The sequence below is a fragment of the Pseudomonas palleroniana genome, assembly GCF_022836895.1.
Lineage (GTDB): Bacteria > Pseudomonadota > Gammaproteobacteria > Pseudomonadales > Pseudomonadaceae > Aquipseudomonas > Aquipseudomonas palleroniana.
Genome location: NZ_CP092411.1, coordinates 1,183,875 through 1,203,397 on the forward strand (window position 1 = coordinate 1,183,875; position 19,523 = coordinate 1,203,397).

Genomic DNA, 19,523 nt, shown 5'->3' on the forward strand with positions numbered 1-19,523 from the left:
CGAGAGCGGGGCTGTTTAGCCCGCTCTCTGCTCCGCCAGGAGGAAAGGCCTTGAAAGACCTACTGAATTTGCTGAAAAACCAGGGTCAAGTCGAAGAGTTCGACGCCATCCGTATTGGGTTGGCATCGCCTGAGATGATCCGTTCGTGGTCGTTCGGTGAAGTTAAAAAACCGGAAACCATCAACTACCGTACGTTCAAACCTGAGCGTGACGGCCTGTTCTGCGCCAAGATCTTTGGCCCGGTAAAGGATTACGAGTGCCTGTGCGGTAAGTACAAGCGCTTGAAGCACCGTGGTGTGATCTGCGAGAAGTGCGGCGTTGAAGTTGCGCTGGCCAAAGTTCGTCGTGAGCGCATGGCGCACATCGAACTGGCTTCGCCGGTTGCCCACATCTGGTTCCTGAAATCGCTGCCGTCCCGTATCGGCTTGCTGATGGACATGACCCTGCGTGATATCGAGCGCGTTCTCTACTTCGAGAGCTATGTCGTTATCGATCCAGGCATGACCACCCTTGAAAAAGGTCAGCTGCTGAACGACGAGCAGTACTTCGAAGCGCTGGAAGAGTTCGGCGACGATTTCGATGCCCGCATGGGTGCCGAAGCTGTCCGCGAACTGCTGCACGCTATCGACCTGGAACACGAGATTGGTCGTCTGCGTGAAGAAATTCCGCAAACCAACTCTGAAACCAAGATCAAGAAGCTGTCCAAGCGTCTGAAGTTGATGGAAGCCTTCCAAGGCTCCGGTAACTTGCCAGAGTGGATGGTGCTGACCGTTCTGCCGGTTCTGCCGCCAGACCTGCGTCCGCTGGTACCGTTGGATGGTGGCCGTTTCGCAACGTCCGACCTCAACGACCTGTACCGCCGCGTGATCAACCGTAACAACCGCTTGAAGCGCCTGCTTGATCTGTCCGCTCCGGACATCATCGTGCGCAACGAAAAGCGTATGTTGCAGGAAGCTGTCGATGCCCTGCTCGACAACGGTCGTCGTGGCCGCGCTATCACCGGTTCCAACAAGCGTCCTCTGAAATCCTTGGCTGACATGATCAAGGGTAAGCAAGGTCGTTTCCGTCAGAACTTGCTCGGTAAGCGTGTTGACTACTCCGGTCGTTCGGTAATTACCGTAGGCCCGACCCTGCGTCTGCACCAGTGCGGTCTGCCTAAGAAGATGGCTCTCGAGCTGTTCAAGCCGTTCATCTTCGGCAAGCTGGAAATGCGCGGTCTCGCGACCACCATCAAAGCGGCCAAGAAAATGGTCGAGCGCGAACTGCCAGAGGTTTGGGACGTTCTCGCTGAAGTGATTCGCGAACACCCGGTTCTCCTCAACCGTGCACCGACCCTTCACCGTCTGGGTATCCAGGCGTTTGAACCGGTACTGATCGAAGGCAAGGCTATCCAGCTGCACCCTCTGGTCTGTGCTGCGTACAACGCCGACTTCGACGGCGACCAAATGGCCGTGCACGTACCGCTGACACTGGAAGCCCAGTTGGAAGCGCGTGCGTTGATGATGTCGACCAACAACATTCTGTCGCCAGCCAACGGTGAGCCAATCATCGTTCCGTCGCAGGACGTTGTATTGGGTCTGTACTACATGACTCGTGAAGCGATCAACGCCAAGGGCGAAGGTCGTGTGTTCGCTGACCTGCAAGAAGTTGACCGTGTGTTCCGTGCCGGCGAAGCCGCGCTGCATGCCAAGGTCAAAGTGCGGATCAACGAAACCGTCAACGACCGTGACGGCGGCAGCGTGACCAACACCCGTATCGTCGACACCACTGTCGGCCGTGCGCTGTTGTATCAAGTTGTGCCAAAAGGTCTGTCGTACGACGTCGTCAACCTGCCGATGAAGAAAAAGGCGATCTCCAAGCTGATCAACCAGTGCTACCGCGTGGTTGGTTTGAAAGAGACCGTTATCTTCGCCGACCAGTTGATGTACACCGGTTTTGCTTATTCGACCATTTCCGGCGTTTCCATCGGTGTTAACGACTTCGTTATCCCGGATGAAAAAGCCCGCATCATCGGTGCCGCCACCGACGAAGTGAAAGAAATCGAGAGCCAGTATGCGTCCGGCCTGGTAACCCAGGGCGAGAAGTACAACAAGGTGATCGACCTTTGGTCCAAGGCGAACGACGAAGTTTCCAAGGCGATGATGGCCAACCTCTCGAAAGAGAAAGTCATCGACCGTCACGGCGACGAAGTTGAGCAAGAGTCCTTCAACTCGATGTACATGATGGCCGACTCGGGCGCACGGGGTTCTGCTGCGCAGATCCGTCAGCTCGCCGGTATGCGTGGCCTGATGGCCAAGCCGGACGGCTCCATCATTGAAACGCCGATTACTGCGAACTTCCGTGAAGGTTTGAGCGTACTTCAGTACTTCATCTCCACTCACGGTGCTCGTAAAGGTCTGGCGGATACCGCGTTGAAAACGGCTAACTCCGGTTACCTGACTCGTCGTCTGGTAGACGTTGCACAAGATCTGGTTGTAACCGAGATCGATTGCGGCACCGAGCATGGCCTGCTGATGACTCCGCACATTGAAGGCGGTGACGTTGTAGAACCGCTGGGTGAGCGCGTACTGGGTCGTGTTATTGCCCGTGACGTATTCAAGCCAGGTACCGAGGAAGTTATCGTTCCTGCCGGCACTCTGGTTGATGAGAAGTGGGTCGAGTTCATCGAACTCAACAGCATCGACGAAGTGATTGTTCGTTCGCCGATCAGCTGCGAAACCCGCTATGGCATTTGCGCCAAGTGCTACGGCCGCGACCTGGCTCGTGGTCACCAGGTGAACATCGGTGAGTCGGTTGGCGTAATCGCTGCCCAGTCCATCGGTGAGCCGGGTACCCAGTTGACGATGCGTACGTTCCACATCGGTGGTGCGGCAAGCCGGACCTCCGCAGCTGACAGCGTTCAGGTGAAAAATGGCGGTACCGTCCGTCTGCACAACCTGAAACACGTTGAGCGAGTGGATGGCCACCTGGTTGCCGTTTCCCGTTCCGGTGAGCTGGCAATCGCTGATGACTTCGGTCGTGAGCGTGAGCGCTACAAGCTGCCGTACGGTGCTGTGATTTCGGTTAAAGAAGGTGACAAGGTCGACGCTGGCGCAATCGTGGCCAAGTGGGATCCGCACACTCACCCGATCGTTACCGAAATGAAAGGTACCGTGACCTACGTGGGCATGGAAGAAGGCATCACGATCAAGCGTCAGACTGACGAATTGACCGGTATGACCAACATTGAAGTTCTCGATCCGAAAGATCGTCCAGCTGCCGGTAAAGACATCCGTCCTGCCGTGAAGATGGTTGATGACAACGGCAAGGATCTGTTGCTGCCAGGCACTGACGTAATCGCTCAGTACTTCCTGCCAGCCAACGCCCTGGTCGGTGTAGCGGATGGTGCGAAGATCGCGATCGGTGATGTTATCGCGCGTATCCCGCAAGAAACTTCGAAGACCCGTGACATCACCGGTGGTCTGCCGCGTGTTGCCGACTTGTTCGAAGCTCGTCGTCCGAAGGAAGCGTCGATTCTGGCTGAAGTCAGCGGCACCATCGCGTTCGGTAAAGAGACCAAGGGCAAGCGCCGTCTGGTCATTACCCCGAACGACGGTAGCGATCCGTATGAAGAGTTGATTCCGAAGTGGCGTCACCTGAACGTGTTCGAAGGCGAGCAGGTAAACCGCGGCGAAGTTATCTCCGACGGTCCGAGCGATCCACACGACATCCTGCGTCTGCTGGGTGTGAGTGCGCTCGCCAAGTATATCGTCAACGAGATCCAGGACGTTTACCGCCTGCAAGGCGTGAAGATCAACGATAAGCACATCGAGACCATCCTGCGTCAGATGCTGCGTAAAGTTGAGATCTCCGAGTCCGGCGATTCCAGCTTCATCAAGGGCGACCAGATGGAACTGACTCACGTACTGGTAGAGAACGAGAAGCTGGCAGCCGAAGACAAGTTCGTCGCCAAGTTCACTCGCGTGTTGCTGGGTATCACCAAGGCGTCGTTGTCCACTGAGTCGTTCATCTCGGCGGCCTCCTTCCAGGAGACCACTCGCGTACTGACCGAAGCAGCGGTAACCGGCAAGCGCGATTACCTGCGAGGCCTGAAAGAAAACGTGGTCGTGGGTCGTCTGATCCCGGCGGGTACCGGTTTGGCATACCACAGCGAGCGTAAGCGTCGCCGTGATGCTGATAAGCCGCTGCGCGTTAGCGCCAGTGAAGTGGAAGCTGCACTGACCGAAGCGCTGAACTCTAGCGGTAACTGAGTTCTGCGATAAATAAGTCTGGGCCCTGGCAGCCCCCATTCGTCGGATCGAGGCATTTTTGCCCCGGTTCGATGGAAGGGGAGGTCGGGGCCTTGCCTTGACTGGGGGCAAGATCCTCTTTAGACTCTTGTACCCCTAAATTTGGCGGGAATGCGTTCCTGCCATTTTGCTTTTCTTGCAAGACAATAGCGTCGCAAGACAACAGTGGAGCTAGTAGATGGCAACTATCAACCAGCTGGTACGTCAGCCGCGTAAGCGTATCGTCGAGAAATCCGACGTACCTGCGCTGCAGAACTGCCCGCAACGTCGTGGCGTATGCACCCGTGTGTATACCACCACGCCGAAAAAACCTAACTCGGCACTGCGTAAAGTATGCCGTGTGCGTCTGACCAACGGTTTCGAGGTTTCCTCGTACATCGGTGGTGAAGGCCACAACCTGCAAGAGCACAGCGTGGTACTGATCCGCGGCGGTCGTGTAAAAGACTTGCCAGGTGTTCGTTACCACACCGTACGCGGCTCCTTGGATACTTCCGGCGTTAAAGGTCGTAACCAGGGTCGTTCGAAGTACGGTACCAAGAAGCCTAAGTAGTAGCGGCTTTTTGTAAAACTGAATCATCTTATTTTCTGAGTCGATAAGAGTAAGGTCGGAGGCGTCCCGAAAGGGCACCGATTCCGAGCGAACCTGAAGACCGTTTGAGGGCTTATCCATGCCAAGAAGACGCGTAGCAGCCAAGCGCGAAGTGCTTGACGATCCAAAATACGGAAGCCAAATTCTGGCCAAGTTCATGAACCACGTGATGGAAAGCGGCAAGAAAGCCGTTGCCGAGCGTATCGTTTATGGCGCGCTGGAAAAGGTTAAAGAACGCAAGAACAGCGACCCCCTGGAAATCTTCGAGAAAGCTCTCGACGCCATCGCTCCGCTGGTCGAAGTGAAGTCGCGCCGTGTAGGCGGTGCTACTTACCAGGTTCCGGTTGAAGTTCGTCCGTCCCGTCGTAACGCTCTGGCAATGCGCTGGTTGGTAGACTTCGCCCGTAAGCGCGGCGAGAAGTCTATGGCTCTGCGTTTGGCTGGCGAACTGTTGGACGCTGCCGAAGGTAAAGGTGCTGCTGTTAAGAAGCGTGAAGACGTGCACCGTATGGCTGAAGCTAACAAAGCTTTCTCGCACTACCGCTTCTAATTTTAGCTTCACTAATTTTGCGAGGGCTTTATGGCTCGTACTACTCCGATTAGCCGCTACCGTAACATCGGTATCGTCGCTCACGTGGATGCTGGTAAAACCACCACCACCGAGCGCGTACTGTTTTACACCGGCAAAAGTCACAAAATGGGCGAGGTGCATGATGGCGCCGCGACCACAGACTGGATGGTTCAGGAGCAGGAGCGTGGTATTACCATTACTTCTGCTGCCATTACCGCCTTCTGGAAAGGTTCCGAGAAGCAGTACAAAGACGAGCACCGCTTCAACGTAATCGATACCCCAGGCCACGTAGACTTCACTATTGAAGTTGAACGTTCCCTGCGCGTACTCGACGGCGCTGTCGTTGTGTTCTGTGGTACCTCGGGTGTTGAGCCTCAGTCGGAAACCGTATGGCGTCAGGCCAACAAATACGGCGTTCCACGTCTTGTTTACGTAAACAAGATGGACCGTGCTGGCGCCAACTTCCTGCGCGTGATCGGTCAGATCAAGCAGCGTCTGGGTCACACTCCGGTGCCAATCCAATTGGCTATCGGTTCCGAAGACAACTTCCAGGGTCAGATCGATCTGATCAACATGGAAGCTGTTTACTGGAATGACGCTGACAAAGGCATGGTTCCTGTTCGCAAGCCTATCCCTGCCGAGCTTCAAGAGCTGGCTGACGAGTGGCGCAACAACATGGTTGAGGCTGCTGCCGAAGCCAGCGAAGAGCTGATGAACAAGTACCTCGAAGGTGAAGAGCTCACCAACGCGGAAATCAAGGCCGCTCTGCGTCAGCGTACTATCGCTGGCGAAATCGTCCTGGCTGTTTGCGGTTCTTCCTTCAAGAACAAGGGTGTTCCCCTGGTTCTCGACGCCGTTATCGACTTCCTGCCTGCTCCAACCGACATTCCTGCTATCAAGGGTTCCAACCCTGATAACGAGGAAGAAGAGATGGAGCGTCATGCTGACGACAGCGAGCCGTTCTCGGCCCTGGCGTTCAAGATCGCTACCGACCCATTCGTGGGTACCTTGACCTTTGTCCGCGTTTACTCGGGCGTGTTGGCATCCGGCGACGGCGTGATCAACTCGGTTAAAGGCAAGAAAGAGCGCGTGGGTCGTATGGTGCAGATGCACGCAAACGCCCGTGAAGAGATCAAGGAAGTTCGCGCTGGTGACATCGCGGCCCTGATCGGCATGAAGGACGTCACCACTGGTGAGACTTTGTGCGACGCTGCCAAGCCAATCATCCTGGTTCGCATGGACTTCCCGGAGCCGGTTATTTCGGTTGCCGTAGAGCCTAAGACCAAGGATGACCAGGAAAAAATGGGTATCGCTCTGGGCAAGCTTGCTCAGGAAGATCCATCTTTCCGCGTCAAGACTGATGAAGAGACTGGTCAAACGATCATCTCCGGCATGGGCGAGCTGCACCTGGACATCCTGGTTGACCGGATGCGCCGTGAGTTCAACGTCGAAGCCAACATCGGTAAGCCTCAGGTTTCCTATCGTGAGCGCATCACGAAGAACTGTGAAATCGAAGGCAAGTTCGTTCGTCAGTCCGGCGGTCGTGGTCAGTTCGGTCACTGCTGGATCCGTTTTGCTCCTGCTGACGAAGGTCAGGAAGGTCTGCAATTCTTGAACGAAGTAGTGGGTGGTGTTGTTCCTAAGGAATACATCCCTGCTATCCAGAAGGGTATCGAAGAGCAGATGAAGAACGGTGTTGTTGCCGGCTATCCGCTGATCGGCCTGAAAGCAACCGTTTTTGACGGTTCTTACCACGACGTCGACTCCAACGAGATGGCGTTTAAGGTGGCTGCTTCCATGGCAACCAAGCAACTGGCCCAGAAGGGCGGTGGTGAGTTGCTTGAGCCAATCATGGCGGTAGAAGTTGTTACACCTGAAGACTATATGGGTGATGTCATGGGCGACCTTAACCGTCGTCGCGGCATGATCTTGGGTATGGAAGACACGGTTTCCGGCAAAGTGATTCGTGCCGAGGTTCCGTTGGGTGAGATGTTCGGTTATGCGACCGACGTTCGCTCCATGTCCCAGGGTCGCGCAAGCTACTCTATGGAATTCAAAAAATACAACACAGCTCCGGCGCACATCGCTGAAACTGTATCCAAAAAACAAGGCTGATTCAGTCCTTTAGGCAAGGAGTTAATTGTCGTGGCTAAAGAAAAATTTGATCGTTCCCTACCGCACGTAAACGTTGGCACCATCGGCCACGTTGACCACGGTAAAACCACTCTGACCGCTGCTCTGACTCGCGTCTGCTCCGAAGTTTTCGGTTCGGCCGTAGTTGAATTCGACAAGATCGACAGCGCACCAGAAGAAAAAGCTCGTGGTATCACCATCAACACCGCGCACGTTGAATACAACTCGCTGATCCGTCACTACGCTCACGTTGACTGCCCAGGTCACGCTGACTATGTGAAGAACATGATCACCGGTGCTGCCCAGATGGACGGCGCGATCCTGGTTTGCTCGGCCGCTGATGGTCCGATGCCACAAACCCGTGAGCACATCCTGCTGTCCCGTCAGGTAGGCGTTCCGTACATCGTGGTTTTCCTGAACAAGGCTGACCTGGTAGACGACGCTGAGCTGCTGGAACTGGTTGAGATGGAAGTGCGCGATCTGCTGAGCACTTACGACTTCCCAGGCGACGACACTCCGATCATCATCGGTTCTGCTCGTATGGCTCTGGAAGGCAAAGACGACAACGAAATGGGTACTACCGCTGTTAAGAAGCTGGTAGAAACTCTGGACAGCTACATCCCAGAGCCAGTTCGTCTGACCGACAAGCCGTTCCTGATGCCAATCGAAGACGTGTTCTCGATCTCTGGTCGCGGTACTGTTGTGACTGGTCGTATCGAGCGCGGTATCGTTCGCGTTCAAGATCCGCTGGAAATCGTTGGTCTGCGTGACACCACCACCACCACCTGCACCGGTGTTGAGATGTTCCGCAAACTGCTCGACGAAGGTCGTGCTGGCGAGAACTGCGGCGTTCTGCTGCGTGGCACCAAGCGTGACGACGTTGAGCGTGGTCAGGTTCTGGTTAAGCCAGGTTCGGTTAAGCCGCACACCAAGTTCACCGCAGAAGTTTACGTTCTGAGCAAGGAAGAAGGCGGTCGTCACACTCCGTTCTTCAAAGGCTACCGTCCACAGTTCTACTTCCGTACTACTGACGTGACTGGTAACTGCCAGCTGCCAGAAGGCGTTGAAATGGTAATGCCAGGCGATAACATCCAAATGGAAGTTACCCTGATCAAGACCATCGCAATGGAAGACGGTCTGCGCTTCGCTATTCGTGAAGGCGGCCGTACCGTTGGTGCTGGTGTTGTAGCTAAAATCATCGAGTAAGCATCTCTCCTGAGATAGCTTCGATGCTTTGAAAAGCCCCCGCTCAGCGGGGGCTTTTTTATTGGGTTGACACCTATCTGGGGCGTCTATAGAATTGCGCCTCCTTTTAACGGGTGCATTGCGCCCGGTGGGAATAGCAGCCGGAGTCTGAAATCCAATGCAAAATCAGCAAATCCGTATCAGGTTGAAGGCTTTTGACCATCGCCTGATCGACCAATCCACCCAGGAAATCGTGGAAACCGCGAAACGTACTGGTGCTCAAGTGCGTGGTCCAATTCCACTGCCTACCCGTAAAGAGCGGTTCACCGTTCTGGTCTCCCCGCACGTCAACAAAGACGCGCGTGACCAGTACGAGATCCGTACTCATAAGCGCGTACTGGACATCGTCCAGCCAACGGATAAAACCGTTGATGCACTTATGAAGCTCGATCTGGCGGCCGGTGTGGAAGTACAGATCAGCCTCGGCTAAGACTTGGGTCTTAGTCGTGTAACGCTCTGAAATGGGCGGCCATAGCGGGTGAAAGCCCCGTACACTCATGAGGTTTACAACATGACTATTGGTGTAGTCGGTCGTAAATGCGGTATGACCCGTATTTTCACCGAAGAAGGTGTCTCCATTCCGGTCACGGTCATTGAGATCGAGCCGAATCGCGTCACCCAGTTCAAAACTGAAGAAACCGATGGCTATCGTGCAGTGCAAGTCACTGTCGGCGAGCGTCGTGCTTCGCGCGTGACTGCTGCTCAAGCAGGTCACTTCGCTAAAGCAAACGTTGCAGCTGGTCGTACTGTCATGGAGTTCCGTCTCGAAGACGGCGACTACCAGGCTGGCGATCTGATCAACGCTGAAATCTTCGCCGCTGGTCAACTGGTTGATGTAACCGGTCAGTCCAAGGGTAAAGGCTTCCAGGGTACGATCAAGCGTTGGAATTTCCGTGGCCAAGACAACACTCACGGTAACTCCGTTTCCCACCGCGTCCCGGGCTCTATTGGCCAGTGCCAGACTCCTGGTCGTGTATTCAAGGGCAAGAAAATGTCCGGTCATATGGGCGCTGAGCGCGTGACCGTGCAGTCCCTCGAAGTAGTGCGCGTCGACGCTGAACGCAATCTGTTGTTGGTCAAGGGTGCTGTTCCTGGCGCTACTGGCGGCAACCTGGTTGTACGTCCAGCGGCCAAGGCTCGCGGTTAAGGGGAAGCTGACATGCAATTAAATGTAAATGACGCTCAAGCGATCGAAGTTTCCGAACTGACATTTGGCGGCGAATTCAACGAGACGCTGGTTCACCAAGCAGTCGTGGCCTACATGGCCGGCGGCCGTCAAGGTAGCAAGCAGCAAAAGACCCGTTCCGACGTTCGTGGTGGCGGTAAGCGCCCTTGGCGTCAGAAAGGTACTGGCCGTGCTCGTGCCGGTACTATCCGTAGCCCAATCTGGCGTGGCGGCGGTACCACTTTCGCAGCTCGTCCGCAGGATCACTCGCAGAAGCTCAACAAGAAGATGTACCGCGCAGCTCTGCGCTCCATCCTTGCTGAACTCGTGCGTACCGACCGTCTGGTCGTGGTTCAGGACTTCGCTGTTGAAAGCCCGAAAACCAAAGATCTGCTGGGCAAACTGAACAACATGAGCCTGACCGACGTTTTGATCGTGTCGGAAGCTGTTGATCAGAACCTGTACCTGGCTGCTCGTAACCTGCCACACGTTGATGTACGTGACGTGCAAGGTTCCGATCCAGTTAGTCTGATCGCATACGACAAGGTGTTGATCACCGTGTCGGCCGTGAAGAAATTCGAGGAGCTGCTGGGATGAACCAGGAACGCGTATTTAAAGTTCTGCTTGGCCCGCACGTTTCCGAAAAGGCTACGGTTCTGGCTGACAAGAAAGGCCAGTTCGTTTTCAAGGTTGCAACTGACGCAACCAAGCTGGAAATCAAGAAGGCCGTCGAAAGCCTGTTCAGCGTGAAAGTAGAGCGTGTTACTACCCTGAACGTTCTGGGTAAGAGCAAGCGCACTGCTCGCGGTCTGGGCAAGCGTAATGACTGGAAGAAGGCAGTTATCTCCCTTCAGCCAGGCCAAGATCTCGATTTCAGCAGCAGTGCTGAGTAAGGAAGGGGTGCATCATGGCAATCGTTAAATGCAAACCGACTTCCCCTGGCCGCCGTTTTGTGGTCAAGGTGGTCAACCAGGAGCTGCATAAAGGCGCTCCTCACGCACCGCTGCTCGAGAAGAAATCGAAGTCTGGTGGTCGTAACAACAATGGTCGTATTACCACTCGTCACATCGGTGGTGGCCATAAGCAGCATTATCGTCTGGTCGACTTCCGTCGCAACGACAAAGATGGCATCGCTGCCACTGTCGAGCGTATCGAATACGATCCAAACCGTACTGCTCACATCGCTCTGCTGCTGTACGCAGATGGCGAGCGTCGCTACATCATCGCCCCTAAAGGCGTGAGCGCTGGCGACCAGCTGATCGCAGGTGCTCTGGCACCGATCAAGCCGGGCAACGCTCTGCAACTGCGCAACATTCCAGTTGGTAGCACCGTACACGGCATCGAATTGAAGCCAGGTAAAGGCGCGCAAATCGCTCGTTCCGCTGGTGCTTCGGCTCAGCTGATCGCTCGTGAAGGTGTCTACGTGACCCTGCGTCTGCGTTCTGGTGAGATGCGTAAAGTGCTGGCTGAATGCCGTGCGACCCTGGGCGAAGTCTCGAACTCCGAGCACAGCCTGCGTTCGTTGGGTAAAGCTGGTGCCAAACGCTGGCGTGGCGTTCGCCCAACCGTTCGTGGTGTTGCCATGAACCCGGTTGACCACCCACACGGTGGTGGTGAAGGTCGTACCTCTGGTGGTCGTCATCCGGTATCGCCATGGGGCTTCCCGACTAAGGGCGCGAAGACTCGTGGTAATAAGCGTACCGACAAAATGATCGTCCGTCGTCGCAAGTAAATAGAGGGATACGACAGTGCCACGTTCTCTGAAAAAAGGTCCTTTTATTGATCTTCACCTACTGAAGAAGATCGAAGTGGCGGCGGAAAAGAACGATCGCAAACCAGTTAAGACCTGGTCGCGTCGTTCGATGATCCTGCCACAAATGGTCGGTCTGACCATCGCAGTACACAACGGTCGTCAACACGTCCCAGTTCTCGTTAACGAAGACATGGTCGGCCACAAACTGGGCGAGTTCGCCGGTACCCGCACTTATCGTGGGCACGTGGCAGACAAGAAAGCCAAGCGTTAAGGGGTTAGGAAATGGAAGTAGCCGCTAAGTTGTCGGGCGCTCGAATCTCCGCCCAGAAAGCCCGCTTGGTCGCCGACCAGATCCGCGGGAAGAAGGTGGGCGAAGCGCTCAACCTGTTGGCTTTCAGCAGTAAGAAAGCCGCCGAGATCATGAAGAAAGTGCTGGAGTCGGCCGTAGCCAACGCCGAGCATAACGAAGGCGCAGACGTTGATGACCTGAAAGTCAGCACCGTTTTCGTTAACGAAGGGCGTTCGCTGAAGCGCATCATGCCACGTGCCAAAGGCCGTGCTGATCGCATCGTCAAGCGGTCTTGCCATATCACTGTCAAGGTTGCTGACAAGTAACGGAGTCGAAGAGATGGGTCAGAAAGTACATCCCATTGGCATTCGCCTGGGAATCGTCAAGGAGCACACCTCCGTCTGGTACGCAGACGGTCGGACTTATGCGGACTACTTGTTCGCTGATCTGAAGGTGCGTGAGTATCTCCAAGACAAACTAAAAAGCGCGTCCGTAAGCCGTATCGATATCCATCGTCCGGCCCAAACTGCACGTATCACCATCCACACCGCTCGTCCAGGTATCGTTATCGGGAAGAAAGGTGAAGATGTTGAGAAACTGCGTCAGGACCTGACCAAGCAAATGGGTGTGCCTGTGCACATCAATATCGAAGAGATCCGCAAGCCGGAGCTCGACGGTATGCTGGTTGCGCAGAGCGTAGCTCAGCAGCTGGAGCGTCGCGTAATGTTCCGTCGCGCTATGAAGCGTGCCGTACAGAACGCAATGCGCATTGGTGCCAAAGGCATCAAAATCCAAGTGAGCGGTCGTCTCGGCGGTGCTGAAATCGCACGTACTGAATGGTATCGCGAAGGTCGTGTGCCACTGCACACCCTGCGTGCCGACATCGACTATGCCAACTACGAAGCTCACACCACTTACGGTGTGATCGGTGTAAAGGTTTGGATCTTCAAAGGCGAAGTAATTGGTGGTCGCCAAGAAGAACTGAAACCACAAGCACCAGCGCCTCGTAAAAAAGCTGCTAAGTAAGGGGTACGCCAAATGTTGCAACCTAAGCGTACGAAGTTCCGCAAGCAGATGACAGGCCACAACCGTGGTCTGGCTCAGCGCGGTAGCAAAGTCAGCTTCGGCGAGTTCGCGCTGAAGTCTGTAGCTCGTGGTCGTCTCACCGCTCGTCAGATCGAGTCAGCGCGTCGTGCTCTGACCCGTCACGTAAAACGTGGTGGCAAGATCTGGATCCGTGTATTCCCGGACAAGCCGATTTCCAAAAAACCTCTCGAGGTTCGGATGGGTAAAGGTAAGGGTAACGTGGAATACTGGGTTGCCCAGATTCAGCCAGGCAAAGTCCTGTATGAAATCGAGGGTGTTTCTGAAGAGCTGGCGCGTGAGGCTTTCGCCCTGGCTGCTGCAAAGCTGCCGCTCGCCACCTCCTTTGTTAAACGGACGGTGATGTGATGAAAGCGAATGAACTTCGTGAAAAATCCGCACAGCAGCTGAACGAGCAACTGCTCGGCCTGCTGCGCGACCAGTTCAATCTGCGTATGCAGAAAGCAACTGGCCAGTTGGGGCAGTCTCATCTGCTCTCGCAAGTTAAGCGTGACATAGCTCGCGTGAAGACTGTGCTCAACCAGCAGGCAGGTAAGTGATCATGGCTGAAGCCGAAAAGACTGTCCGTACGCTGACTGGCCGTGTTGTCAGCGACAAGATGGACAAAACCATCACCGTTCTGATCGAGCGTCGCGTTAAGCACCCGATCTACGGTAAATATGTTAAGCGTTCGACTAAGCTGCACGCGCACGACGAAACCAATCAGTGCCACATCGGCGACAAAGTCACTATTCGTGAAACTCGTCCGCTGGCCAAGACCAAGTCTTGGGCACTGGTTGATGTTCTCGAACGCGCTGTGGAAGTCTAAGGACTAGGGGTCGGAGAAATTATATGATTCAGACTCAATCCATGCTCGATGTGGCCGATAACAGCGGCGCTCGCCGCGTTATGTGCATCAAGGTGCTGGGTGGCTCCCATCGTCGTTACGCTGGTATCGGTGACATCATCAAAGTTACCGTGAAGGAAGCAATTCCTCGCGGTAAGGTGAAAAAAGGCCAAGTGATGACTGCTGTTGTAGTCCGCACTCGTCACGGCGTACGCCGTGCAGATGGCTCCATTATCCGCTTTGATGGCAACGCTGCTGTTCTTCTGAACAACAAGCAAGAGCCGATCGGCACCCGTATCTTTGGGCCAGTGACCCGTGAACTTCGTACTGAGAAGTTCATGAAGATCGTCTCGCTCGCCCCAGAAGTGCTGTAAGGAGATCCGACATGCAAAAGATTCGTCGTGACGACGAGATCATCGTGATCGCCGGCAAAGACAAAGGTAAGCGCGGTAAGGTGCTGAAGGTTCTCGCTGACGACCGTCTGGTCGTTGGTGGTCTGAACCTGGTCAAGCGTCATACCAAGCCTAACCCGATGTCGGGCGTACAGGGCGGTATCGTCGAGAAAGAAGCGCCACTGCACGCTTCTAACGTCGCCATCTTCAACGGCGAAACCAACAAGGCTGATCGCGTTGGTTTCAAAGTAGAAGACGGTAAGAAAATTCGTGTCTTCAAGTCGACCCAAAAAGCGGTTGATGCTTGAACACTGCTAGGTAGATAAGACCATGGCACGACTACAAGAGATTTACCGGAAGGAAATCGCCCCTAAGCTTAAGGAAGAACTTAAGCTTGGGAACGTGATGGAAGTTCCGCGCGTTACCAAAATTACCCTGAACATGGGTCTGGGCGAAGCGATCGGCGACAAAAAAGTCATCGAGCACGCTGTTGCTGACCTGGAAAAGATCACCGGCCAAAAAGTCGTTGTGACCTACGCTCGGAAATCCATCGCTGGCTTTAAAGTCCGTGAAGGTTGGCCGATCGGCGTCAAGGTAACTCTGCGCCGTGAGCGTATGTACGAATTCCTGGATCGTCTGCTGTCGATCTCCCTGCCTCGGGTTCGCGACTTCCGCGGCCTGAATGCCAAGTCCTTCGATGGTCGTGGTAACTACAGCATGGGCGTGAAAGAGCAGATCATCTTCCCGGAAATCGACTACGACAAGATCGATGCTCTCCGCGGTCTGGACATCACCCTGACCACCACTGCCAAGAACGATGATGAAGGTCGCGCCCTGCTGCGTGCTTTCAAATTCCCGTTCCGCAACTGATTGGAGTAGGACCATGGCCAAGATGAGCATGAAAAACCGCGAGCTGAAGCGTCAGCTCACGGTTGCCAAGTACGCCAAGAAGCGTGCAGCACTGAAAGCAATCATCGTTGATCTGAACGCAAGTCCAGAAGCGCGTTGGGAAGCTACAGTTGCCCTGCAGAAGCAGCCACGTGACGCAAGCGCTTCGCGCATGCGTAACCGCTGCCGCCTGACCGGTCGTCCACACGGCGTTTATCGCAAGTTCGGCCTCGGCCGTAACAAACTGCGTGAAGCGGCAATGCGTGGTGACGTACCAGGTCTGGTTAAAGCCAGCTGGTAAGTACTTTCGAAGTCCAGGTGGTTGGCGTCGCAAGATAACGACCACCGGTGACCTTGAATCTGGAACAAGCCCCTTTTGGGGCTTGTTTCATTTCCGGAGTGTGTCTAGAATACCCGGCTCGCCTGAGCCCGTGTTTTCTATGCCCGGAGATTCTCGGCGACATATGTAGCCGCAAGGCTAATTTTTTTGTATTAGGAGCGTCTAGCCCATGAGTATGCAGGACCCGTTAGCGGACATGCTAACTCGTATCCGTAATGCCCAGATGGCTGAAAAGTCCGTCGTAAGCATGCCATCTTCCAAGTTGAAGGTAGCTGTTGCCAAAGTCCTGAAAGACGAAGGCTACATTGCGGGTTATCAGATCAGCAGCGATGTAAAAGCACTGCTGTCCATCGAGCTGAAGTACTTCGAAGGCCGTTCGGTCATCGAGGAAGTGAAGCGCGTTAGCCGTCCAGGCCTGCGTCAGTACAAGTCCGCTGAAGATCTGCCGAAAGTTCGTGGCGGTCTGGGCGTGTCTATCGTCTCCACCAACAAAGGTGTGATGACTGATCGTGCTGCGCGCGCTGCCGGTGTCGGCGGCGAAGTTCTTTGCACTGTGTTCTAAGGGGGGATAAGCATGTCTCGCGTCGCTAAGAACCCCGTTAAGCTGCCAGCCGGTGTCGAAGTCAAATTCGCAGGCCAACAGCTTTCGGTGAAGGGTGCCAAGGGTACTCTTGAACTGAACATCCATTCGTCCGTTGAGATCGTTGAAGAAGCCGGTGAGCTGCGTTTTGCCGCTCGCAATGGCGATCAACAAACTCGCGCAATGGCCGGTACCACGCGTGCGTTGGTAAACAACATGGTCCAAGGCGTAAGCCAAGGCTTCGAGCGTAAGCTCCAGCTGGTCGGTGTTGGTTACAAAGCGCAAGCAAAAGGCACGGTTTTGAACCTGGCCCTTGGCTTCTCGCACCCAGTGGATTACGAACTGCCGGAAGGCATCACCGCTGAGACCCCTAGCCAGACCGATATCCTGATCAAGGGCATCGATAAGCAGCTGGTAGGTCAAGTGGCCGCTGAGATCCGCGACTTCCGTCCACCAGAGCCGTACAAAGGCAAAGGTGTGCGCTACGCGGACGAAGTCGTCCGTCGTAAAGAAGCCAAGAAGAAGTAGGGCATAGCAAATGACCGACAAAAAAGTTACTCGACTGCGTCGCGCTCGCAAAGCACGCCTGAAAATGCACGAACTCGAAGTCGTGCGTCTCTGCGTGTTCCGCTCGTCGCAGCACATCTACGCCCAGGTCATCTCGGCCGACGGCAACAAAGTCCTGGCAAGCGCCTCGACTTTGGATAAAGAACTGCGTGATGGTGCCACCGGCAACATCGACGCGGCCACAAAGGTTGGCCAGCTGGTCGCTACGCGTGCTAAGGCCGCTGGCGTCTCGCAAGTGGCTTTCGACCGCTCTGGCTTCAAGTACCACGGCCGCGTTAAAGCGCTGGCTGATGCTGCTCGTGAAGCTGGGCTGGAGTTCTAAGTTATGTCAAATAACGACCAAAAGCGCGACGAAGGCTACATTGAGAAGCTGGTTCAAGTTAACCGCGTAGCCAAAACCGTTAAAGGCGGCCGTATCTTCACTTTCACCGCGTTGACCGTGGTAGGTGATGGTAAAGGGCGTGTTGGCTTCGGCCGTGGCAAGTCGCGTGAAGTGCCTGCTGCGATCCAGAAGGCAATGGAAGCTGCTCGTCGCAACATGATCCAAGTTGATCTGAACGGCACCACTCTGCAGTACGCAATGAAGTCCGCCCATGGCGCTTCGAAGGTGTACATGCAGCCTGCTTCTGAAGGTACCGGTATCATCGCTGGCGGCGCTATGCGTGCTGTCCTCGAAGTTGCTGGCGTTCAGAACGTTCTGGCCAAGTGCTATGGCTCGACTAACCCAGTAAACGTGGTTCACGCCACTTTCAAGGGTTTGAAAGCTATGCAATCTCCTGAGTCCATCGCTGCCAAGCGTGGCCTGACTGTCAAGGAGATCTTCTGATCATGGCTACCGTTAAAGTAACGCTGATCAAAAGCATGACCGGCCGCATCCCTAACCACAAACTGTGCGTTAAAGGTTTGGGTCTGCGTCGCATCGGTCACACTGTAGAAGTCCAGGATACTCCCGAGAATCGCGGGATGATCAACAAGGCTTACTACATGCTGCGTGTAGAGGGTTAATCGATGAAACTCAATGATCTGAGTCCAGCGCCGGGTTCCCGTCGCGAAAAGCATCGTCCGGGCCGTGGTATCGGTAGCGGTTTGGGTAAGACTGGTGGCCGTGGTCACAAAGGTCAGACCTCCCGTTCCGGTGGCACCATTGCTCCAGGCTTTGAAGGCGGTCAACAGCCGCTGCATCGTCGCCTGCCTAAGTTCGGTTTCGTATCCCTGAAAGCCATGGACCGCGCAGAAGTGCGTCTGTCCGAGCTGGCTAAAGTGGACGGCGACATCGTTACTCTGCAGACCCTGAAAGATGCCAACGTGATCAACGTCAACGTACAGCGTGTGAAAATCATGCTGTCCGGTGAAGTGGCTCGCGCTGTCACTATCGGCAAGGGAATCGGCGCCACCAAAGGTGCGCGTTCGGCTATCGAAGCAGCTGGCGGCAAGTTCGAGGAATAAATGGCTAAGCAAGGTGCTCTCTCTGCGCTCGGCAAAGGCGGTATGTCTGAACTTTGGGCACGTCTGCGTTTTCTGTTCCTGGCGATTATCGTCTACCGAATAGGCGCACACATCCCGGTTCCAGGTATCAACCCGGACCGACTCGCAGACCTGTTTCGACAGAATGAGGGGACCATTCTTAGCTTGTTCAACATGTTTTCCGGCGGCGCGCTGGAGCGGATGAGCATCTTTGCATTGGGGATCATGCCGTACATTTCGGCATCGATCATCATGCAGCTGATGACCGCCGTCAGCCCGCAGCTGGAGCAGTTGAAGAAGGAAGGTGAAGCTGGCCGTCGCAAGATTAGCCAGTACACCCGCTACGGCACTGTCGTCCTTGCCCTGGTTCAAGCTATCGGCATGTCCGTTGGCCTGGCAGGGCAGGGCGTTGCGTTCACTGGTGACTTTGGCTTCTATTTCGTCGCGGTATCCACTTTTGTGGCTGGTGCGATGTTCATGATGTGGCTGGGTGAGCAGATTACTGAGCGTGGTGTTGGTAACGGTATCTCGATGTTGATTTTCGCAGGTATCGTCGCCGGTCTTCCGAGGGCAATTGGGCAGTCTTTCGAGTCTGCACGTCAGGGTGATATCAATATCTTCGCCTTGGTTGCCATCGGTTTGCTGGCAGTAGCGATTATCGGTTTTGTGGTGTTCATTGAGCGTGGCCAGCGTCGTATCGCTGTTCACTACGCCAAGCGTCAGCAGGGCCGTAAGGTTTTTGCTGCGCAGACCAGCCACTTGCCGCTGAAAGTGAATATGGCCGGTGTTATCCCGGCAATTTTCGCGAGCAGCATTTTGCTGTTTCCGGCTTCGTTGGGTACCTGGTTTGGTCAGTCTGAAAATATGGGCTGGCTGCAGGACCTTTCTCAGTCGATCGCTCCTGGTCAGCCGTTGAATATTCTGCTGTTTAGTGCAGGGATTATTTTCTTCTGCTTCTTCTATACGGCGTTGATGTTCAATCCGAAAGACGTAGCGGAAAACCTGAAGAAGTCCGGTGCCTTTATTCCGGGCATCCGTCCAGGTGAGCAGTCGGCACGCTACATTGATGGCGTTCTGACTCGTTTGACCCTGTTCGGTGCTCTATATATGACGGCCGTGTGCCTGTTGCCCCAGTTCCTTGTGGTCGCAGCAAACGTTCCGTTCTACCTTGGCGGGACCTCGTTGCTGATCGTGGTCGTGGTTGTGATGGACTTCATGTCCCAAGTACAATCGCACCTCGTTTCGCACCAGTACGAATCCCTGATGAAGAAAGCCAACCTGAAGGGTTACGGCAGCGGCATGTTGCGCTGAGTACCCATAAGGTTCGA

27 protein-coding genes are annotated in these 19,523 nt (G+C 54.9%); all 27 read left to right on the top strand.

Translation table 11 applies throughout. The features are described from left to right. Positions 1-50 precede the first annotated feature (50 nt). The 27 genes from rpoC (at position 51) to secY (ending at position 19,506) form a co-directional block, all read left to right on the top strand. Complete coding sequence (gene rpoC, locus MJP36_RS05275; protein WP_090365559.1) at positions 51-4,250, top strand: DNA-directed RNA polymerase subunit beta'; 4,200 nt, start codon at positions 51-53, stop codon at positions 4,248-4,250. 217 nt (positions 4,251-4,467) lie between these two features. Continuing rightward, on the top strand, positions 4,468-4,839 hold the full coding sequence (gene rpsL / locus MJP36_RS05280; RefSeq protein WP_002555494.1) for a 30S ribosomal protein S12: 372 nt from the start codon (positions 4,468-4,470) through the stop codon (positions 4,837-4,839). 118 nt (positions 4,840-4,957) lie between these two features. After that, positions 4,958-5,428: a 30S ribosomal protein S7 gene (gene rpsG / locus MJP36_RS05285; protein WP_002555493.1), complete on the top strand. Its 471-nt coding sequence runs from the start codon at positions 4,958-4,960 to the stop codon at positions 5,426-5,428. A gap of 30 nt (positions 5,429-5,458) precedes the next feature. Beyond that, positions 5,459-7,564, top strand: a complete 2,106-nt coding sequence (fusA, locus tag MJP36_RS05290) for an elongation factor G (protein WP_060755287.1) — start codon at positions 5,459-5,461, stop codon at positions 7,562-7,564. Positions 7,565-7,594: 30 nt separating this feature from the next. Continuing rightward, the gene (tuf, locus tag MJP36_RS05295; RefSeq protein ID WP_060755286.1) at positions 7,595-8,788 is read left to right on the top strand and encodes an elongation factor Tu; all 1,194 of its coding nucleotides are present in this window, start codon (positions 7,595-7,597) and stop codon (positions 8,786-8,788) included. 157 nt (positions 8,789-8,945) lie between these two features. After that, positions 8,946-9,257, top strand: coding sequence for a 30S ribosomal protein S10 (gene rpsJ, locus MJP36_RS05300; protein WP_003186070.1), 312 nt, complete (start codon positions 8,946-8,948; stop codon positions 9,255-9,257). An 81-nt stretch (positions 9,258-9,338) separates the two neighbouring features. Beyond that, positions 9,339-9,974: a 50S ribosomal protein L3 gene (gene rplC, locus MJP36_RS05305; protein WP_003194649.1), complete on the top strand. Its 636-nt coding sequence runs from the start codon at positions 9,339-9,341 to the stop codon at positions 9,972-9,974. Between the two features lie 12 nt (positions 9,975-9,986). Beyond that, positions 9,987-10,589 carry a 50S ribosomal protein L4 gene (gene rplD / locus MJP36_RS05310; RefSeq protein WP_003176424.1) on the top strand — a complete coding sequence of 201 codons (603 nt, stop codon included), beginning with the start codon at positions 9,987-9,989 and terminating at the stop codon, positions 10,587-10,589. Then, positions 10,586-10,885, top strand: coding sequence for a 50S ribosomal protein L23 (gene rplW / locus MJP36_RS05315; protein WP_002555488.1), 300 nt, complete (start codon positions 10,586-10,588; stop codon positions 10,883-10,885). The genes rplD and rplW overlap by 4 nt, the downstream gene beginning before the upstream one ends. Positions 10,886-10,899: 14 nt before the next feature. Beyond that, a complete protein-coding gene (rplB, locus tag MJP36_RS05320) occupies positions 10,900-11,724 on the top strand; it encodes a 50S ribosomal protein L2 (protein ID WP_003186055.1) in 825 nt (274 codons plus the stop codon). Positions 11,725-11,740: 16 nt separating this feature from the next. Continuing rightward, entirely contained in the window at positions 11,741-12,016 is a 276-nt protein-coding gene (gene rpsS, locus MJP36_RS05325) for a 30S ribosomal protein S19 (protein ID WP_002555486.1), read from the top strand. An 11-nt stretch (positions 12,017-12,027) separates the two neighbouring features. After that, positions 12,028-12,360, top strand: coding sequence for a 50S ribosomal protein L22 (gene rplV, locus MJP36_RS05330; RefSeq protein WP_003103908.1), 333 nt, complete (start codon positions 12,028-12,030; stop codon positions 12,358-12,360). A gap of 13 nt (positions 12,361-12,373) precedes the next feature. Beyond that, complete coding sequence (gene rpsC, locus MJP36_RS05335) at positions 12,374-13,060, top strand: 30S ribosomal protein S3 (protein WP_003176422.1); 687 nt, start codon at positions 12,374-12,376, stop codon at positions 13,058-13,060. Positions 13,061-13,072: 12 nt separating this feature from the next. Beyond that, a complete protein-coding gene (rplP, locus tag MJP36_RS05340; RefSeq protein ID WP_003176421.1) occupies positions 13,073-13,486 on the top strand; it encodes a 50S ribosomal protein L16 in 414 nt (137 codons plus the stop codon). Continuing rightward, entirely contained in the window at positions 13,486-13,677 is a 192-nt protein-coding gene (gene rpmC / locus MJP36_RS05345) for a 50S ribosomal protein L29 (RefSeq protein WP_002555481.1), read from the top strand. Before rplP ends, rpmC begins: the two co-directional genes overlap by 1 nt. A 2-nt stretch (positions 13,678-13,679) precedes the next feature. Then, entirely contained in the window at positions 13,680-13,946 is a 267-nt protein-coding gene (rpsQ, locus tag MJP36_RS05350) for a 30S ribosomal protein S17 (RefSeq protein ID WP_003176419.1), read from the top strand. Between the two features lie 23 nt (positions 13,947-13,969). Next, positions 13,970-14,338: a 50S ribosomal protein L14 gene (rplN, locus tag MJP36_RS05355; protein ID WP_002555479.1), complete on the top strand. Its 369-nt coding sequence runs from the start codon at positions 13,970-13,972 to the stop codon at positions 14,336-14,338. Positions 14,339-14,349: 11 nt separating this feature from the next. Next, positions 14,350-14,664 (top strand): 50S ribosomal protein L24, encoded by a 315-nt coding sequence (rplX, locus tag MJP36_RS05360; RefSeq protein WP_007896770.1) that lies wholly within the window; start codon positions 14,350-14,352, stop codon positions 14,662-14,664. 22 nt (positions 14,665-14,686) lie between these two features. Further along, complete coding sequence (gene rplE, locus MJP36_RS05365; protein WP_003194642.1) at positions 14,687-15,226, top strand: 50S ribosomal protein L5; 540 nt, start codon at positions 14,687-14,689, stop codon at positions 15,224-15,226. Positions 15,227-15,239: 13 nt separating this feature from the next. Beyond that, on the top strand, positions 15,240-15,545 hold the full coding sequence (gene rpsN / locus MJP36_RS05370) for a 30S ribosomal protein S14 (RefSeq protein WP_003176414.1): 306 nt from the start codon (positions 15,240-15,242) through the stop codon (positions 15,543-15,545). A 208-nt stretch (positions 15,546-15,753) separates the two neighbouring features. Then, on the top strand, positions 15,754-16,146 hold the full coding sequence (gene rpsH, locus MJP36_RS05375) for a 30S ribosomal protein S8 (RefSeq protein WP_010206883.1): 393 nt from the start codon (positions 15,754-15,756) through the stop codon (positions 16,144-16,146). Between the two features lie 12 nt (positions 16,147-16,158). Further along, positions 16,159-16,692, top strand: a complete 534-nt coding sequence (gene rplF / locus MJP36_RS05380) for a 50S ribosomal protein L6 (RefSeq protein WP_003176412.1) — start codon at positions 16,159-16,161, stop codon at positions 16,690-16,692. Positions 16,693-16,702: 10 nt separating this feature from the next. Continuing rightward, a complete protein-coding gene (rplR, locus tag MJP36_RS05385) occupies positions 16,703-17,053 on the top strand; it encodes a 50S ribosomal protein L18 (RefSeq protein ID WP_003186037.1) in 351 nt (116 codons plus the stop codon). A 3-nt stretch (positions 17,054-17,056) separates the two neighbouring features. Further along, positions 17,057-17,557, top strand: coding sequence for a 30S ribosomal protein S5 (rpsE, locus tag MJP36_RS05390; RefSeq protein ID WP_003176409.1), 501 nt, complete (start codon positions 17,057-17,059; stop codon positions 17,555-17,557). A 2-nt stretch (positions 17,558-17,559) separates the two neighbouring features. Next, positions 17,560-17,736: a 50S ribosomal protein L30 gene (gene rpmD, locus MJP36_RS05395; RefSeq protein WP_003176408.1), complete on the top strand. Its 177-nt coding sequence runs from the start codon at positions 17,560-17,562 to the stop codon at positions 17,734-17,736. 3 nt (positions 17,737-17,739) lie between these two features. Then, positions 17,740-18,177 (top strand): 50S ribosomal protein L15, encoded by a 438-nt coding sequence (rplO, locus tag MJP36_RS05400; RefSeq protein ID WP_060755285.1) that lies wholly within the window; start codon positions 17,740-17,742, stop codon positions 18,175-18,177. After that, complete coding sequence (gene secY / locus MJP36_RS05405) at positions 18,178-19,506, top strand: preprotein translocase subunit SecY (protein WP_016969470.1); 1,329 nt, start codon at positions 18,178-18,180, stop codon at positions 19,504-19,506. The last annotated feature ends 17 nt before the right edge of the window (positions 19,507-19,523 follow it).

Coding starts and splice junctions, on each gene's coding strand:
- rpsG (WP_002555493.1), top strand. CDS start 4,958: ATGCCAAGAAGACGCGTAGCAGCCAAGCGCGAAGTGCTTGACGATCCA.
- rpsC (WP_003176422.1), top strand. CDS start 12,374: ATGGGTCAGAAAGTACATCCCATTGGCATTCGCCTGGGAATCGTCAAG.
- rplP (WP_003176421.1), top strand. CDS start 13,073: ATGTTGCAACCTAAGCGTACGAAGTTCCGCAAGCAGATGACAGGCCAC.
- rpsE (WP_003176409.1), top strand. CDS start 17,057: ATGTCAAATAACGACCAAAAGCGCGACGAAGGCTACATTGAGAAGCTG.
- rplD (WP_003176424.1), top strand. CDS start 9,987: ATGCAATTAAATGTAAATGACGCTCAAGCGATCGAAGTTTCCGAACTG.
- rplB (WP_003186055.1), top strand. CDS start 10,900: ATGGCAATCGTTAAATGCAAACCGACTTCCCCTGGCCGCCGTTTTGTG.
- rpsJ (WP_003186070.1), top strand. CDS start 8,946: ATGCAAAATCAGCAAATCCGTATCAGGTTGAAGGCTTTTGACCATCGC.
- secY (WP_016969470.1), top strand. CDS start 18,178: ATGGCTAAGCAAGGTGCTCTCTCTGCGCTCGGCAAAGGCGGTATGTCT.
- rpsL (WP_002555494.1), top strand. CDS start 4,468: ATGGCAACTATCAACCAGCTGGTACGTCAGCCGCGTAAGCGTATCGTC.
- rpsQ (WP_003176419.1), top strand. CDS start 13,680: ATGGCTGAAGCCGAAAAGACTGTCCGTACGCTGACTGGCCGTGTTGTC.
- rpmC (WP_002555481.1), top strand. CDS start 13,486: ATGAAAGCGAATGAACTTCGTGAAAAATCCGCACAGCAGCTGAACGAG.
- rplE (WP_003194642.1), top strand. CDS start 14,687: ATGGCACGACTACAAGAGATTTACCGGAAGGAAATCGCCCCTAAGCTT.
- rplR (WP_003186037.1), top strand. CDS start 16,703: ATGACCGACAAAAAAGTTACTCGACTGCGTCGCGCTCGCAAAGCACGC.
- rpsN (WP_003176414.1), top strand. CDS start 15,240: ATGGCCAAGATGAGCATGAAAAACCGCGAGCTGAAGCGTCAGCTCACG.
- rplN (WP_002555479.1), top strand. CDS start 13,970: ATGATTCAGACTCAATCCATGCTCGATGTGGCCGATAACAGCGGCGCT.
- rplO (WP_060755285.1), top strand. CDS start 17,740: ATGAAACTCAATGATCTGAGTCCAGCGCCGGGTTCCCGTCGCGAAAAG.
- rplW (WP_002555488.1), top strand. CDS start 10,586: ATGAACCAGGAACGCGTATTTAAAGTTCTGCTTGGCCCGCACGTTTCC.
- fusA (WP_060755287.1), top strand. CDS start 5,459: ATGGCTCGTACTACTCCGATTAGCCGCTACCGTAACATCGGTATCGTC.
- rplF (WP_003176412.1), top strand. CDS start 16,159: ATGTCTCGCGTCGCTAAGAACCCCGTTAAGCTGCCAGCCGGTGTCGAA.
- rplC (WP_003194649.1), top strand. CDS start 9,339: ATGACTATTGGTGTAGTCGGTCGTAAATGCGGTATGACCCGTATTTTC.
- rpsH (WP_010206883.1), top strand. CDS start 15,754: ATGAGTATGCAGGACCCGTTAGCGGACATGCTAACTCGTATCCGTAAT.
- rpmD (WP_003176408.1), top strand. CDS start 17,560: ATGGCTACCGTTAAAGTAACGCTGATCAAAAGCATGACCGGCCGCATC.
- rplX (WP_007896770.1), top strand. CDS start 14,350: ATGCAAAAGATTCGTCGTGACGACGAGATCATCGTGATCGCCGGCAAA.
- rplV (WP_003103908.1), top strand. CDS start 12,028: ATGGAAGTAGCCGCTAAGTTGTCGGGCGCTCGAATCTCCGCCCAGAAA.